General features: G+C 65.1%; 12 protein-coding genes. 2 read left to right on the forward strand and 10 right to left on the reverse strand.

The window, feature by feature from the left end; translation table 11 throughout:
* The first annotated feature begins 273 nt into the window (after nt 1–273).
* Nucleotides 274–1,917, forward strand: coding sequence for an electron transfer flavoprotein-ubiquinone oxidoreductase (locus QD228_RS00970; protein ID WP_176492953.1), 1,644 nt, complete (start codon nt 274–276; stop codon nt 1,915–1,917).
* A gap of 303 nt (nt 1,918–2,220) precedes the next feature.
* The gene (locus QD228_RS00975) at nt 2,221–3,456 is read left to right on the forward strand and encodes a dicarboxylate/amino acid:cation symporter (protein WP_176492952.1); all 1,236 of its coding nucleotides are present in this window, start codon (nt 2,221–2,223) and stop codon (nt 3,454–3,456) included.
* A 101-nt stretch (nt 3,457–3,557) separates the two neighbouring features.
* Here the strand turns inward: QD228_RS00975 and QD228_RS00980 are convergent, their stop codons facing one another.
* The 10 genes from QD228_RS00980 to fabF all read right to left on the reverse strand — a co-directional run bounded on the left by QD228_RS00980 (nt 3,558) and on the right by fabF (nt 14,636).
* Nucleotides 3,558–4,499: a sulfurtransferase gene (locus QD228_RS00980; protein ID WP_279874145.1), complete on the reverse strand. Its 942-nt coding sequence runs from the start codon at nt 4,497–4,499 to the stop codon at nt 3,558–3,560.
* Between the two features lie 98 nt (nt 4,500–4,597).
* Nucleotides 4,598–7,168 (reverse strand): ATP-dependent helicase, encoded by a 2,571-nt coding sequence (locus QD228_RS00985; protein WP_279874147.1) that lies wholly within the window; start codon nt 7,166–7,168, stop codon nt 4,598–4,600.
* A gap of 122 nt (nt 7,169–7,290) precedes the next feature.
* On the reverse strand, nt 7,291–7,950 hold the full coding sequence (locus tag QD228_RS00990; protein ID WP_279874149.1) for a DUF1285 domain-containing protein: 660 nt from the start codon (nt 7,948–7,950) through the stop codon (nt 7,291–7,293).
* Between the two features lie 43 nt (nt 7,951–7,993).
* Entirely contained in the window at nt 7,994–8,830 is an 837-nt protein-coding gene (locus QD228_RS00995) for a TatD family hydrolase (RefSeq protein ID WP_084209132.1), read from the reverse strand.
* A 106-nt stretch (nt 8,831–8,936) separates the two neighbouring features.
* Nucleotides 8,937–9,287: a PilZ domain-containing protein gene (locus tag QD228_RS01000; protein ID WP_077372097.1), complete on the reverse strand. Its 351-nt coding sequence runs from the start codon at nt 9,285–9,287 to the stop codon at nt 8,937–8,939.
* Nucleotides 9,288–9,460: 173 nt separating this feature from the next.
* Complete coding sequence (locus QD228_RS01005; protein WP_279874150.1) at nt 9,461–10,489, reverse strand: DNA polymerase III subunit delta'; 1,029 nt, start codon at nt 10,487–10,489, stop codon at nt 9,461–9,463.
* Nucleotides 10,486–11,217, reverse strand: a complete 732-nt coding sequence (gene tmk / locus QD228_RS01010) for a dTMP kinase (protein WP_191236689.1) — start codon at nt 11,215–11,217, stop codon at nt 10,486–10,488. The genes QD228_RS01005 and tmk overlap by 4 nt, the downstream gene beginning before the upstream one ends.
* A 101-nt stretch (nt 11,218–11,318) precedes the next feature.
* Nucleotides 11,319–12,320 (reverse strand): endolytic transglycosylase MltG, encoded by a 1,002-nt coding sequence (mltG, locus tag QD228_RS01015; protein ID WP_279874152.1) that lies wholly within the window; start codon nt 12,318–12,320, stop codon nt 11,319–11,321.
* 72 nt (nt 12,321–12,392) lie between these two features.
* Nucleotides 12,393–13,244, reverse strand: coding sequence for an aminodeoxychorismate lyase (gene pabC / locus QD228_RS01020; RefSeq protein WP_279874154.1), 852 nt, complete (start codon nt 13,242–13,244; stop codon nt 12,393–12,395).
* Nucleotides 13,245–13,391: 147 nt separating this feature from the next.
* The gene (fabF, locus tag QD228_RS01025) at nt 13,392–14,636 is read right to left on the reverse strand and encodes a beta-ketoacyl-ACP synthase II (protein WP_176492947.1); all 1,245 of its coding nucleotides are present in this window, start codon (nt 14,634–14,636) and stop codon (nt 13,392–13,394) included.
* Nucleotides 14,637–14,962: the final 326 nt, after the last annotated feature.

Consider the following 14,962-nt stretch of genomic DNA (forward strand, 5'->3'; position numbering starts at 1 on the left):
AGCATAATAAACAAACGGTCGTTTTAAATGCTACTGTTGCGGCATGCTATGCGGCTGCCTTGCGCATGACAGCTCGCCACGACGGGATGGGAGCCATATCCTTCACTGTCGACACGACGAGCACAGCATCGTTTTTTGCTTTGGCGAGCCACCGCCCTGACGCGCGCCGCCGAAGATCAATAGCCCTGCGATCAGCAACGACTGATCGTGATACGCCCACCCCGCCGGATCCGCGGGGCCTGATACAGGGCATCAAGATTGAGGAGACGGGTCATGGAACGCGAATTCATGGATTTCGACGTCGTCATCGTCGGTGCCGGGCCTTCCGGCCTGTCGGCGGCCTGTCGACTGATGCAGCAGGCCAATGAGGCGGAGCACGAACTGACGGTCTGCGTGGTCGAGAAAGGCTCTGAAGTCGGCGCCCATATCCTGTCAGGCGCAGTGCTGGAGCCACGCGCACTCACCGAACTCTTCCCCGACTGGGCCGAGCGCGGCGCGCCGCTCAATACCGCCGTGACCCGTGATGAAGTCGTGCTGCTCAAGGATGACCAGAAGGCACAGGTCATCCCCAATGCACTGGTTCCCAAGACCATGCACAACGATGGCAACTACATCATCAGCGCCGGCAACCTGACCCGCTGGCTGGGCGAGCAGGCCGAGGAACTGGGCGTCGAGATCTTCCCGGGCTTCGCCGCTCAGGAAGTGCTGCACGGAGAAGATGGCACGGTGCGCGGCATCGTGGTCGGCGACATGGGCGTGGCCGCTGATGGCAGTGAAAAGGATGGCCACATGCCGGGCATGGAACTGCGCGGCAAGTACACCCTGTTCGCCGAGGGCTGCCGCGGGCATCTGGGCAAGCAGCTGATCTCGCGCTTCTCTCTCGACAAGGACGCCGATGCCCAGCATTACGGCATCGGCCTCAAGGAGCTGTGGGATGTCCCGGCCGAGCAGCATCAGCCGGGGCTGGTAGTCCACGGCAGTGGCTGGCCGCTCAAGGGCAACGCCGAAGGTGGCTTCTTCCTCTATCACACCGATGACCAGCAGGTGGTGGTCGGGCTGATCGTCGATCTCGCCTACGACAATCCGTGGCTGTCGCCCTTCGATGAATTCCAGCGCATGAAGCAGCACCCGACCCTGGCTCGGCACCTCGAAGGCGGCAAGCGGGTCTCCTACGGTGCACGCGCCATCGCCAAGGGTGGCCTCAACTGCCTGCCGAAGATGAGCTTCCCGGGTGGCCTGCTGATCGGCTGTGATGCCGGTACGCTCAACTTCGCCAAGATCAAGGGCCTGCACACCGCGATGAAGTCCGGCATGCTGGCGGCGGAGAGCGTGTTCGCCGCCATCAAGAGCGGCGATGAAGGTGGCGAGGACCTCGTCGACTTCGGCAAGCGCTTCCAGGACAGCTGGGCCCATGAGGAGCTGGATGCCTCGCGCAGCTTCGGCCCGGCGATGCACAAGTACGGCACCTTCCTCGGTGGCGCCTACAACTTCCTCGACCAGCTGATGGGCGGCCGACTGCCGACCCTGCATGACACCACCCCGGACTACGCGCGCATGCGCCCGGCGGATGAATGCACGAAGATCGAGTATCCCAAGCCGGACGGCAAGCTGTCCTTCGACAAGCTGTCCTCGGTGTTTCTCTCCAACACCAATCACGAGGAAGACCAGCCGTGTCACCTGCGTCTGGCAGACCCGGCGCTACCGGTGCGTGACAACCTGCCGCGCTTCGCTGAGCCGGCCCAGCGCTACTGCCCCGCCGGGGTCTACGAGATCATCGAGGAAGCCGGTGAGCCGCAGTTCCAGATCAACTTCCAGAACTGCGTGCACTGCAAGACCTGTGACATCAAGGACCCGGCGCAGAACATCACCTGGGTCGCCCCGGAAGGTGGCGGTGGCCCCAACTATCCGAACATGTGACCCATCGCTGCCCGCCAGCTGACAACGCCGCCGTGGCCCTGCCGCGGCGGCGTTGTCGTTTCTGGCCTCCCGTACAGAGCTGCTCCGTGGACCGCTGCGCGGTCCGCTTCAGCAGGGAGATGTCGCGCTCTCACGAGGGCGCTTCTTGTGTTATTCCAAAATAGTCTCAAATACTTCATTGATATAACTTTCCATGGATAGCACATTAGCCATCCTTGATTTCACTCACTTCAACGTGGTCAGACGGCGCAGCACCCGAGCGTCGATTCGCCTCTTCCTGACTTCCCTTGCTTCGGAGCCACCATGTCCGTCACTCGTCAGATACTGCTCGCCCTGGGGCTGGGCATCCTCAGCGGCCTTGCCCTGAACGCCGGAGCAGGTGCCTTGCCCGAGGGCAGTGTCGCCTGGCTCGACGCCAACCTGCTGACGCCGGTAGGCCAGATCTTCCTGCGTCTGCTGCAGTTCGTGGTGGTACCGATGGTCTTCGGTGCCCTCATCCTCAGCCTGACCAGTCGCGAAGGCGGTGCCGACGTGGGCCGCCATGCCGGGCGTCTGCTGGGCAGCTACGTGGTCACCAGCGCCGTGGCGCTGACGCTGGGCATGCTGGTCGCTCATTGGCTCAGCCCGGGCAGCGGTGCCGAGAGCCTGGTGGACTCGGCGCCTGAAGGGCGCAATGCCGACAGCATCGCCCAATGGCTGGTGGGGCTGGTGCCCAACAACCCCTTCACGGCGCTGGGTGGCGGCGGCCTGCTGCAGGTCATCTTCGCGGCCGCCTTGATCGGCCTGGCGATGCGTGCCCTGCCGGAAGAAAGCGCGCCGCTGCATCGCGTGATCGAAAGCGGCTACACCGTCAGCCTCAAGGTACTGTCCTTCGTGCTCAAGCTGGCTCCGCTTGGTGTCTTCGCGCTGATCACCTCGGTGATCGCCACCCAGGGGCTGGATCTGCTGATGCGGCTGGGCATGTACGTGATCGGTCTGATCATCGCGCTGGCCTTGATGGCACTGCTCTATCTGGTGCTGCTGGCCGTGACCGGTGCCCGCCCGCTGGCCTTCATGCGCCACTTCGGCCAGAGCCTGGGCTTCGCCTTCGGTACCGCCAGTTCCGGTGCCACCCTGCCGCTGGCGCTGGGCAATGCACGCGACTACGGCATGCAGGAATCCCTGGCCAGCTTCGCGCTGCCCTTCGGTACCGCGCTCAAGCGTGATGGCGCCGCCGTGCTGCAGGGCTTCAATGCGTTGTTCGTGGCGCAGCTGTTCGGTATCGACGTCACGACGTCACTGGTGATCACCGTCTTCACCACCGGTCTGCTGGTCAGCTTTTCCACGGCGGGCGTGCCGGGTGCCGGGCTGGTCGCGATGACCACCGTGCTGGGCGCGGCGGGTCTGCCGCTGGAGGGCGTGGCCGTGGTCGCCGGCGTCGACCGCTTCACCGACGGCCTGCGCACCGCCCTCAACGTGATGGGCAACTGCGCCAACGCTGCCCTGCTGGAGCGCTTCGAGTCGCGCAAGCCCGCCACGGAGCCCAAGACGCCAGCCTGAGCGCGCACGGAAAGCGCGCCCCACAAACGACAACGCCCGCCAGAGGTTTCTCTGGCGGGCGTTGTCGTTTCGGCAATATCCTTGTCGGGCTTGCCTGAATGCTACCCTTCGCTGGCCTCGCCGGTGGCGACCGGGCGTTCGGCGTCACTGATCCAGTCACTCCAGGAGCCGGCGTACAGACGCGGCAGCGGCAGTCCCGCGATCGCGAAGGCCAGAATGTTCTGACAGGCGCTGATGCCGGAACCGCAATAGGCGATCACGGCGCTGTCATCCGGCAATGTCCGGCGCAGCTCGCGCATCAGGCTCATGCGGTCCTTGAAGCGACCATTGGCCTCGAGATTGCCGGGGGTCGGGCGACACAGGGCGCCGGGGATATGGCCGGCCACCGGGTCGACCGGCTCCTGCTCACCGCGAAAGCGCGCTTCACCACGGGCATCCAGCAGCACCGCCTGACTGTCCACCACCTCCTCGGCAGTGGCCAGCAGGCTGTCGTCAAAGCTCGGCTGCCAGTCACTGGGCGCGGAGGTCACTGGCTGGGAGGGAGCGCGCTTGAGCTCGCCCATGGCCTGATTCCAGGCCTGGATGCCGCCATCCAGCACACGCACATCCGGATGCCCGGCCCAGGTCAGCATCCACCACAGGCGCGCCGCCGCCATCTGGCCGCCCATGTCGTCATAGACCACCACCTGTTGCTCGGGCGTGATGCCGAGACGGCGAAACAGCTCGGCTGTCGCCTGGTGCGACGGCAGTGGATGACGACCGCCCACGCCGTCCTCGCGCACGGGCGCGGAAAGATCACGTTCCATATCGACATGGATGGCCCCTGGCAGGTGCCCTTCACGCCACATCCGCTCGCCCGCCTCGCCATCCTCGAGGCGAGCGCGGCAATCCAGTACCACGGGGGACTTGAGCCCTGCCATCGCCAGCTGGGTCACCAGCTGACTGGCGTCGATCAAGGGTGCCTGCCGCTGGTCCGGGGCCAGCAACGATGAGGTGGAGACGGAGGCTGCCGCCAGTGCGGCAGGATCGGGATACTGGGCCATGGGAACTCCTTTCCAGCGGACGGTGACGCCATGAAGGCATGATGGCCCTCACGTCGATGATTGGCAATCGCGCACCTTGCCACCCTGGGCGTCTGGTCTTACAGAGCGGACAGTGGCGCACGCGAGGCGATCAGGCGTCGCTTGCTGCCATCGGTAAAGCGCACTTCGACCAGCGGATTGGTGTCATTGCCGGACACCTCTTCGATCACGCCCTCGCCAAAGGTGTCATGAGCGACACGCTGCCCCACCTTCCAGCCACCGACGCTTTGCAGCACGCCAGACACCTCGCTGCGAGGCGAGGATGACGTGCGGGAATGACGGCCCCCGGAACGAGGCTGACGCCGGCTGGATGCGGCGTCAGCGGGCTTGCCTACGCCACCGGGCTTGCTCTGTTGCTCGGCCCTGGGCCTGGGCGAGGCCTCAAGCGTCGGCGGCGTGATGCCATGACGTACCAACGGCAGGCGTGCCAGATAGGCCTCGCCAAGGGCTGGCGCGCTCACGCGCAGGGTCTCGGTACTTTCAGAGGACGCCTCGCGACTGGATGCGTCGCCTTCACCGGCCTGCTGGCGAGCGAGCTTGGCACGCTTGCCCGCACCGTGAATCCAGTCACCGAGGCGGGAGCAGTCCTCCACGCACAGTTCCGCCAGGAAGCGACTCGGCGCATGGGTCCCGCCATCCCGCCACAGATGCAGCTGTTCACGAGCACGGGTCACGCCGACATAGCACAGACGTCGCTCTTCCTCAAGGCGCTCCGGCGACAGCGGGTTGTCGCGCGAGTAGGCCGGGAAGTCCTCTTCGTTCATGCCCCAGAGGCCTACCAGCGGCCATTCCAGCCCCTTGGCACCATGGACCGTGGTGATCAGCACGCCATCGGCGGCATCCTCGACCGGGTTGCGCAGCAGGTTGACGAAGGCCTCGGGGTCGTTGGCAAGCTCCCCCGCCTGCTCGATCAGCACGTCCAGCAGACGCACGTCCTCCTCGCCCTTGTCCCGTCGGGCCGCGGCCCGTCTCAGCACCTTGTCGGCTTCCAGCTCATCGACCACGTGCCGCAGCAGCCGCGCGGGAGCCCAGTCGCCCAGCGAAGGGAGATCACACAACAGCTTCCAGCGCTTGTGCAGGTTGCGGCGCTGCAGCGGCTTGAGCCCTTCGAGCATCGGGTCTTCCTTGCGCGGCCAGCGCTGGCTGTCGGCCAGTTGCTGACACAGACGCTCGAGGCGTTCGCGCGCGACGAAGGCGGTGGGCTGGGTGAACAGCAACATCAGATGCGCCGGGTCACGCAGCCGCGTGGCATCACGCGCAAGCTCCAGATAGCCTGCCAGCGCCTGCACCAGTGGCAGGCGGAACACGAAGCGATCGCCCTGCCCGAGACGGAAGGGAATCCCGGCCTTCAGCAACTGCAGCTGCACCGGCACCGACAGCGCCCAGCTGCGCACCAGCACGGCGGCCTCGGCACCGCTGCGCCCCGACTCACGCCAGGCGGTCAGCGCCGCGACCAGACTGGCGGCCCCCTGCCCTTCGAACAACCGCGTCGGCGGTGTGCCGGGTGCAGCCAGACACAGCTGATCCGGTCGGCGCGCATTGGCGGCGATCGCGTGATTGGCCGCCAATGCCAGACGATGACCATGGCGAAAGGTGTAACTGAGCGGGAAGTCCAGCGGGGACGGGAAACTCTCGGCGAAACGCGTCAGCATGTAATCAGGGCGGGCGCCACGCCACTCATAGATGCACTGGTTGGCGTCACCGACCGCCATGACTTCTGCCACGGTGCTGGATGATTCGCCGGTGACTGCCGGCGAGGAAGCCGCAGTGGACGGCGCACCGGCCAGCAGCGCCAGCATGCGCTGCTGCGCCTCATTGATGTCCTGATACTCATCGATGATGACGTGCTGCAGATGCCCCTGGATGCGCGCACGGGTCTCCGGCTCCTTCTCCAGCTGACGCAGCGGCCGGTAGAGCAGATCGGCATAGGTCATCTGGCCATGCTGCTCGAGCAGCTGCTCAAGCTGGGCAAAGGACTCGACGAAGTGACCGGTGTGCTCACCAAGGTTCATGCGCTCGTACAGCAGCGTCGGTTCGCACATCTCGGCCTTGACCAGATCACAGAACTGGGCAAGCGCTTCGAGACGCTCACCTTCCAGTGCCGCCTCACGATCGGCGCGGTCGGCATCGCCCAGGGCACGCTGGGCGGCCTGCTTGAGCAGCCGCTCCAACGCCCAGTCCTGCTGGATCAGCTCGCGCGGCGCCAGACTCCCCCAGCGCACCAGGGTAGTGGTCAGGCGATGACCGATGGAGTGGAAGGTGCGGACATCCGGCAGCCGCGTGCCCGGTGGCGCCGACTGCGCCAGCTTGGCAACGAAGTCCTCGCGCGCCGAGCGGTTGAACATCAGCACCAGAATCCGCTGCGCCGGAATGCCTTCCGCCAGCAGACTCAGCACTCGCGCCACCAGCGTGGTGGTCTTGCCGGACCCTGCCACCGCCGCGACCCGTGCGTGCCGTCCGCGATGTGCGACCACGGCGCGCTGCTGATCCGTCAGCCGTTGCGTCAGCTGGCCGACGGCGTGCGCGAGCGGCGAGACCGGTTCCGCACCGCCGGTGGCGACATCATCTGGCGTGACGCCGATGGCCTCGACAGGGGTATCAGGCGCGACTGGCGGGAGAGTAGAAGACATGAAGACCTGCAATGGCTGACGAGGGACGGCAAGGATGCCATGCGTCGTTGATGAATACGGTTCAGGCGGCGCTGCCGCGGGCGACTCAAGTTTCGAGACCCAGGTGTCGAGGAGATCCAGGTTTAGAGATCTCGGGCACTCAGTACGCCGAGCATCTGCCAGTGGCCGTCGCTCATGAAGCCCAGTGCCTGATCGCCATTGTCCAGCTCGCGCATCTCGGCCTCTTCCAGCAGACGATAGTAGAGATTGCGATGCAGACGAGCGGCGAGTCCGAAGCGCACCGGCGCTTCCGGCAACCACAGGCCATCCGGTGTCTCGCTGAGCGTCAGACGGGTATCCCCTTCCAGCCGCACGATATCGCCCTGGTCGGTGACCAGCTGCCAGATATCCGGCTGAGGCTGAGGCTCAGCCTCTCCGAGTGCTGCCTGTCCAGGCTGTATCTGACCAGGCTGTGTCTGACCAGGCTGTGTCTGACCAGGTTCAGACTCGACACGGGTGCAATCCACCGCCAGGAAAGGGCGATCCTCGACCTGGATGGTGACCTTCTCCGCCGGCGTGACCAGGCAGTAGCTGCCATCGGGTTCGCGCCGCATGACCCGCGACAGCATGTGCACCAGCCGTGCACGACCGATCGGCGTGCCTTCATGCACCCAGCGACCATCGGCGCGGATGACGAGATCCATCTCGCCGCAGTGCTCCGGGTGCCAGGTCTCCACCGGTGGCAGTGGCCCATCCTTGCCGGCCCTGTCGCCCAATCGAGTGAGAATGGCGGCTGGATTCATGACATTTCCTCCCTGCCTGGCGTGTCACGCTGCCCGTGGGCGCTCATCCGTCGATGAGCATGCCGCTGCTGGCCAGCGCTTCGCGAACGTTGTCCGGGGCTTCCGGCGCGGCGGCGCGGAACAGACGATAGAAGTTGGCGGTGGTCTGCATCGCCAGCTCATCGACGGTGATGCCGCGCTCGGCGGCGATGCATTCGGCGACCTCGACCACGTTGCCCGGCACGTTGGAGGTGCCACGGTACGGCACCGGCGCCAGGTAGGGGCTGTCGGTCTCGATCAACAGGCGATCCAGCGGGATGGCGCGCGCCAGCTCGCGGACATGCTCGGCATTGCGGAAGGTGACGATCCCGGAGATGGACACCATGAAACCGTGGCCCACCGCGACACGTGCCATGTCCAGATCTTCCGTGAAGCAGTGCAGCACGCCACCCACGGCGGGATCGGTATGCTCCTTGATCAGCGCCAGGGTGTCCTCGCGGGCTTCACGGGTATGGATGATGACCGGCAGCTCCAGCTCGCGCGCGGCAATCAGATGACGCGTGAAGCGCTCGTATTGCAGTTCACGGCTGACGCTCTCGTAGTGATAATCGAGGCCGGTCTCGCCGATGGCCACCGCACCGAAGCGCTCGGCACACTTCTTGATGTCCTCGACCGAGGGCTCCGGGTCTACCTGATGCAGCGGATGCACACCGGCGGAAATCACCACATCGTCATGCTGTCGGGCGATGGCCGAAATCTCGGGCACATCGTCCAGCGTGACCGCGATGGCGAGGAATTGATGCACGTGACGGGCGCGTGCGGCGTCCAGCACGGCGTCAAGGCTGCCGCCATGTTCTTCAAGCTTGAGGCGATCAAGGTGGCAATGCGAATCGACAAACATCCGGAAACTCTCAGACTGGGGGCCACGCGAGGCATGGCGAAAACATGAACGACCGACACGCCAGCATGGCGGCGCCGGTCGGGGTGACAGGCAGAGCGGGGTCAGCTCATAACGTATAGGTGGCGTGGCCTTTGCCCAGCATGCCGGCCAGATGGTTCTCGATATGATCACGCACCTGGCGGTCCTCTTCACTGAAGTGGATGCCGATGCCTGCGGTACGGCGACCGCCGACACCCGAGGGGGAGATCCAGACCACGCGACCGGTGACCGGAATGCGCTCGGATTCTTCCGGCAATGTCAGCAGCAGGTAGACCTCCTGCCCCATGGTGTAGCGCTCGGTGGTCGGCACGAAGATACCGCCTCGCACGAGAGTCGACATGTAGGCGGCCAGCAATGTCTTCTGGTCGCGAATCGTCAGCGACAGTGCCTTCTGGCCTTGCTGTGGAGCGGTGTGCATCCTTCACCTCCGGCCGGTGATCCGGCGAATTCAGTCTCGTGGCTCGGCGTCTGCTCTTCTCACGGCGACGCCGAGCAGCGTGAATCTCATGGCGCCTGTCCTGCGGTTCGCGCGGCGCCTGCTGTCAGTCTAGCCCGCGGGGCACGTTGAGCGCTGCCTCCTGCTCACGGGCATCACGAACGCAGCAGCGCTGCCCAACGCACCAGCCAGGACTCCAGCACCAGCTGCGGGTTGGGGTTGCCCCCCGCCGCCAGCAGACGGCGCTGCTCACGGGCAAAGTCCAGCAGCTTGAACCAGTCACGGGTGCGGCCATTCTTGACCGCCTGACGCAGCAAGGGCTCAAGACTCGGGTCACGCAGCTGCGCGGTATTGCCAGACAAGCCCATGCGAATCAGATCTTCCAGCCAGGCAATACCGTACCACAGCACCTGCGACAGCGGTTGGCGCTCCAGACGCCAGGCTTCCGCCACCGGCTCTCCCCCGCGCACCAGCGCGTCGAACAGTTCACGCAATGCCTGCCTGAGCTGGCGCTGGTCCGCCTCGCCCAGACGCACCGCCAGCTGCGGCAGGCCTCCTGCCATGCGCAGTAACGATTGGGCATCTTCGCCTAGCTGCTCGCTCAACCACGGCAGACTGTCTTCAGCCGACGGAATCACCAGGGGCCACTGCTGGCAGCGGGAGCGAATGGTCGGCAGCACGCGCGATGGCATGTCACTGAGCAGGATGAACAGGGTGTTGGCGCCGGGCTCCTCGAGACTCTTGAGCAGCGCGTTGGCCGAGGCGATGTTCATCGATTCCGCCGGCTGCAGGCGAATGACACGATAGCCGCCCTGCTGGGCCGTCTGGGCGACGAACCGATTGACATCGCGGATCGGGTCGATACGGATCATCTTGCCGACGTCCTGAGGTGACACCGCCATCAGGTCAGGATGATGCCCTGCCGCCAGCATGTGGCAACCATGGCAGTCACCGCAGGCGGCAGCGCCGGGTTTGCCCTGTGCGGTGCGACACAGCACACGGGCGATCATCGCATCCGCGAGTTCCTGCTTGCCAAGCCCCGAAGGTCCGCTGAGCATCACCGCGTGCGGCAGGCGACCGCTGTCATGCACGGCGGTGAAGTGCTGCCACAGCGAGTGCTGCCACGGCAGCGGCGAGAAACTCGAGAGTGTCACGCCGTCATTACTGGATCGCGTTGCACTCATGCGGTCTCTCCTGCCTGCCAGGCGGCGATGCGGGCCGACAGCACGCCGGCGATCTCGGCCTGCACCTCTGCCAGCGACTGATCGGCATTGATGGTGGCAAAGCGCTCGGGGTCTGCATCGCGCCGCTGGTGATAGCCGACTCGCACCGCTTCGAAGAACTGCTCGGCTTCCTGCTCGATGCGATCCGCGCCTTCGCCGGTCTCGGCGCGCCGTGCGGCCAGACGCCCTCGTGCGGCCTCGACCGGCATGTCCAGCAGCAACGTCAGATCCGGCTGCAGCCCTTTCTGCACCAGGGCTTCCAGTGTGGTGATGTCGGCCAGCGGCAAGCCACGCCCGCCGCCCTGATAGGCGAAGGTGGCATCGGTGAAGCGATCACACACCACCCAGGCACCACGTTCCAGCGCCGGGCGAATGGTCGCGGCCAGGTGCTGGGCACGCGCGGCGAACATCAGCAGCAGCTCGGCATCATCGCTCAAGGCCTCCGCGGGGGCCGGGTCCAGCAACAACCGGCGTATGGCTTCCGCCCGCTCACTGCCTCCGGGTTCCCGCGTACGCACCACCTCGATGCCGTGCGCCTCGAGCTCGGCGACCACGAAGGCGACATTGGTGCTCTTGCCGACACCTTCTCCTCCTTCCAGGGTGATGAAACGCCCCGTCGATGGGCTCACCTCGAGGGGGGTGGTGTGGCGAGAAGACGTCGTGCTTGCGGCGCTCGGACGTGAAGACATGAGGTTTCCTGATTCAGACGGCAGATGACTCGCGACGAAGGCCCACGCGGCATGGCGATGATCGCCGGACCACGCGGACATTTCGCCTCATTCACGGCGTATTACCGGTTGAGAATATAGCGGCGCACGGCGTTGTTGTGCTCTCGCAGAGTGCGCGAGAAGTGGTGCTTGCCCTCGCCCTTGGCGACGAAGTAGTAGGTGTCGCCTGGCTTGGGGTGCACCGCGGCTTCCAGAGCGGCACGCCCCGGCATCGCGATGGGTGTCGGCGGCAGGCCGGTGATCACGTAGGTATTCCAGGGGGTCGGCTTGCGCAGATCGGCACGCGACAGCGAGCCATCATAATCCTCGCCCAGACCGTAGATCACGGTCGGGTCGGTCTGCAGGCGCATGCCACGCTCCATGCGACGCTTGAACACGCCGGCGATCTCGCCACGCTCTTCCGGGGCACCGGTCTCGCGCTCGATCAGCGAGGCCAGAATCAGGGCCTCGTACGCGGTGGTGATCGGCAGGTCGTCATCACGCCCGGCCCACACGTCCTCAAGCGTCTTGCTCATGCGCGCGTAGGCCTGCTTGTAGAGCGACAGATCGCTCACGCCCTTGTGATAGCGGTAGGTGTCCGGGAAGAAGCGCCCTTCCGGCTTCTCGCCTTCTGCCCCTACGGCCGCCATCAGTTCCTCATCGCTCATGTCGCGAGTCGTGTGCTCAAGCTTGGGTGAGGCGTCCATGGCGGTACGCATCTGGGCGAAGGTCCAGCCTTCCGGCACGGTCAGGGTATAGCTGACGACGTCATCGCTGGACAGCAGTGCCACCAGCTCACGCCCGTCCAGGCCCGGCGTGAGACGGAATTCACCGGCGCGCAGACCGTTGACGGCATCAGGCTCCAGACGTGCCCATACCTTGTACGGCCAGCTGGCCTCGATGATGCCTCGGGATTCCAGCTCGCTCACCACCTTGGAGAGACTGGCACCGCGCGGGACCTCGAACAGCTGTTCCTGCTCGATCGCCAGTGGTGACAGCAACTGTGCCTGCCAGTAACGAAAGCCCACCATACCCGCAGCCACGGCCACGACGACCAGCATCAGAAGGATCTTGAATACACGCATAATCGGATTTCCAGTCTTCATGGCGAAGAAGGTGTCTGCTCGGGAACGCCCCCGCAGCCTGGACGCCTTCCATCAATACGCGGGCTCGCCCAGCAAGCGCGCGACAATGTCGTTCAGTGACGCAAGCGCCGGATGCCCCTCATCACTCCATTGGGCCAGAGGCGCTCCCGACGCCGCCAGCAAGGTGCGCAGCGGCCAGACGCCCTGCACGGAATTCATCACCACCACCACCTCGGCCGCCCTCAGTGATGCCAGTCCTTCGCGCACTCGCATGACGGGGAGCTCGGCCTCTAGCGCCACCAGCAAGGTGCCCTCGACACCGGCGCGATCCAAGCATGGCGTGAACCATTGCCCGTCGCGATACCAGGCGAGGTTCATGCTGGTGGCCTCAACGAGCTCATCGCTTGCCGTCAGCAACAGCCCCTCCCGGATGGTGGGGTCTGTCCACTCACGGCGTGCCAGCACATTCTCGAGCCGGTTGAGATGCTTGAGTCCCGCCAGCGCCGGCTGCTCCGCCACGCGCAATTCGCACACGCGCGCCGTGATGCCCTGACGGGCCTCACGATTGACCACAAAGGGCATTGCGCGTGCCCGCAGACGAGGTTCGGGTGACTCGGGTGCCTTGTAGCCACGACCACCGGACCCGCCGGTGACGACCAGCTTGAGCACCTCGAGCCCCTCGCCCCGACAGACGTCCAGACACGCATCGAGCGCCTGCGACGAGGGCACGGGCAAGCCAAGTCGCCGGCAACCACGGATCAGTCGCGCCAGGTGCCGTGACCATAGCTGCGGCTGGCCATCGCGCACCAGAATCGTCTCGAACACGCCCTCACCATAGGCAAGGCCGCGATCCTCCATGGGCAGGTCCGCCGCAAGCGAGTCGTGAAGCACCTCCTGCGTGGTACCGGTATGGTCAGCCGTCATCGATGCAACACTCCTTCGCGACATGCATGGCACACAAGGTGTCAGCAAGACATCGTGATCCGGTCATCACCGCCTGGCAACGCCCCACAGACAGACGCGCCCCCGGATGGGAGCGCGTCAGAGAGGAGATCACGACAGCGTGCGACCTCAGTCCTTGAGCTTGCCGAACACCAACGAGCCGTTGGTGCCACCGAAGCCGAAGGAGTTGGACAGGGTGTACTCGATCTTCATGTCGCGTGCGACATTGGGAACGTAGTCGAGATTGCAGCCCTCGGCCGGATTGTCGAGGTTGATGGTCGGCGGGGCGATCTGATCACGCATCGCCAGCACGCAGAACACGGCCTCGACGGCACCGGCGGCACCCAGCAGGTGACCGATCATCGACTTGGTGGAACTGACGGCCACATTGCGCGCCGCGTCGCCCAGCACGGATTCGACGGCCAGGCTCTCGGCCTTGTCGCCGGCATTGGTGGACGTGCCGTGAGCATTGATGTAATCGATCTCGCTCGGGTCCAGCTTGGCATCCCGAATGGCGTTGCGCATCGAGGCGGCCGCGCCACGGCCGTCTTCAGGCGGCGCCGTCATGTGATGCGCATCATCGGACATGCCGAAACCGAGCACCTCGGCGTAGATGGTCGCACCACGTGCCTTGGCGTGCTCATACTCTTCCAGCACCACGACACCGGCACCGTCGGACAGCACGAAGCCATCACGATCACGGTCCCATGGGCGGCTGGCCGCCTGAGGGTCGTCGTTGCGGGTCGAGAGCGCGCGCGCCGCGGAGAAGCCGCCCAGACCCAGCGGTGTGGTCGCCATCTCGGCACCACCGGCCACCATCACGTCAGCATCGCCGTAGGCGATGGTACGAGCGCTGTAACCGATGTTGTGCGTTCCGGTGGTACAGGCGGTGGTGATCGCGATGTTGGGGCCGCGATAACCGAACTGGATCGCCAGGTTGCCGGAGATCATGTTGATGATGGAGCCCGGCACGAAGAACGGCGAGATGCGACGCGCACCGCCTTTCTCCAGCGCCTTGTGATTGTGCTCGATCATCGGCAGACCACCGATACCGGAACCGATGGCAACACCGATGCGATCGGCATTGTCTTCCGTGCACTCGATACCGGAATCGGTGATGGCCTGATGGGCCGCCGCGATACCGTACTGGATGAAGAGGTCCATCTTGCGGGCCTCTTTCGGGTTCAGATACTGACCCACATCGAAATTCTTGATGGAACCGCCAAAACGGGTATTGAAACCGCTGACATCGAAATGCTCGATGGGTGCGATGCCACTCTTGCCCGCCTTGATGTTGCTCCAGCTTTCCTCGACGGTATTCCCTACCGGGGTCACCAGGCCTAGACCTGTCACCACTACCCTTCTGCGAGGCATCGTGTCTCCTCCAAAACTATCGACTTGGCACGCCTGGGCCAGCTGCACCTGGGCGGTAATTGAGCGCATTATACAGAAACCTTGCCAGTGATGGGCAGTCGGTTTTCCTGCGGTTTTCCAGACGCTGTCCTGCGCACAGGCGACGGGGGTGACACCGCCATGTCACCTGCGATCAACACTGCCGACCACACGCCCTGCTCCCGCCTCTTTTCGCCCACAAAGACAGGGCTCTGGCACAGGAATGTCGCGCGAGACATCCCGCGACAGGCTCACGCTCCTGCGCAGACCTCGCCCTTGCCTCGGACGTCGCCCGCCCCTGGCACCGC

This window comes from Cobetia sp. 3AK (genome assembly GCF_029846335.1).
Taxonomy (GTDB): Bacteria; Pseudomonadota; Gammaproteobacteria; order Pseudomonadales; family Halomonadaceae; genus Cobetia; species Cobetia marina.

Bases quoted from the DNA above. Each gene is read 5' to 3' on its own strand.
- QD228_RS00970 (WP_176492953.1), top strand. From the start codon at position 274: ATGGAACGCGAATTCATGGATTTCGACGTCGTCATCGTCGGTGCCGGG.
- QD228_RS00975 (WP_176492952.1), top strand. From the start codon at position 2,221: ATGTCCGTCACTCGTCAGATACTGCTCGCCCTGGGGCTGGGCATCCTC.
- QD228_RS00980 (WP_279874145.1), bottom strand. From the start codon at position 4,499: ATGGCCCAGTATCCCGATCCTGCCGCACTGGCGGCAGCCTCCGTCTCC.
- QD228_RS00985 (WP_279874147.1), bottom strand. From the start codon at position 7,168: ATGTCTTCTACTCTCCCGCCAGTCGCGCCTGATACCCCTGTCGAGGCC.
- QD228_RS00990 (WP_279874149.1), bottom strand. From the start codon at position 7,950: ATGAATCCAGCCGCCATTCTCACTCGATTGGGCGACAGGGCCGGCAAG.
- QD228_RS00995 (WP_084209132.1), bottom strand. From the start codon at position 8,830: ATGTTTGTCGATTCGCATTGCCACCTTGATCGCCTCAAGCTTGAAGAA.
- QD228_RS01000 (WP_077372097.1), bottom strand. From the start codon at position 9,287: ATGCACACCGCTCCACAGCAAGGCCAGAAGGCACTGTCGCTGACGATT.
- QD228_RS01005 (WP_279874150.1), bottom strand. From the start codon at position 10,489: ATGAGTGCAACGCGATCCAGTAATGACGGCGTGACACTCTCGAGTTTC.
- tmk (WP_191236689.1), bottom strand. From the start codon at position 11,217: ATGTCTTCACGTCCGAGCGCCGCAAGCACGACGTCTTCTCGCCACACC.
- mltG (WP_279874152.1), bottom strand. From the start codon at position 12,320: ATGCGTGTATTCAAGATCCTTCTGATGCTGGTCGTCGTGGCCGTGGCT.
- pabC (WP_279874154.1), bottom strand. From the start codon at position 13,244: ATGACGGCTGACCATACCGGTACCACGCAGGAGGTGCTTCACGACTCG.
- fabF (WP_176492947.1), bottom strand. From the start codon at position 14,636: ATGCCTCGCAGAAGGGTAGTGGTGACAGGTCTAGGCCTGGTGACCCCG.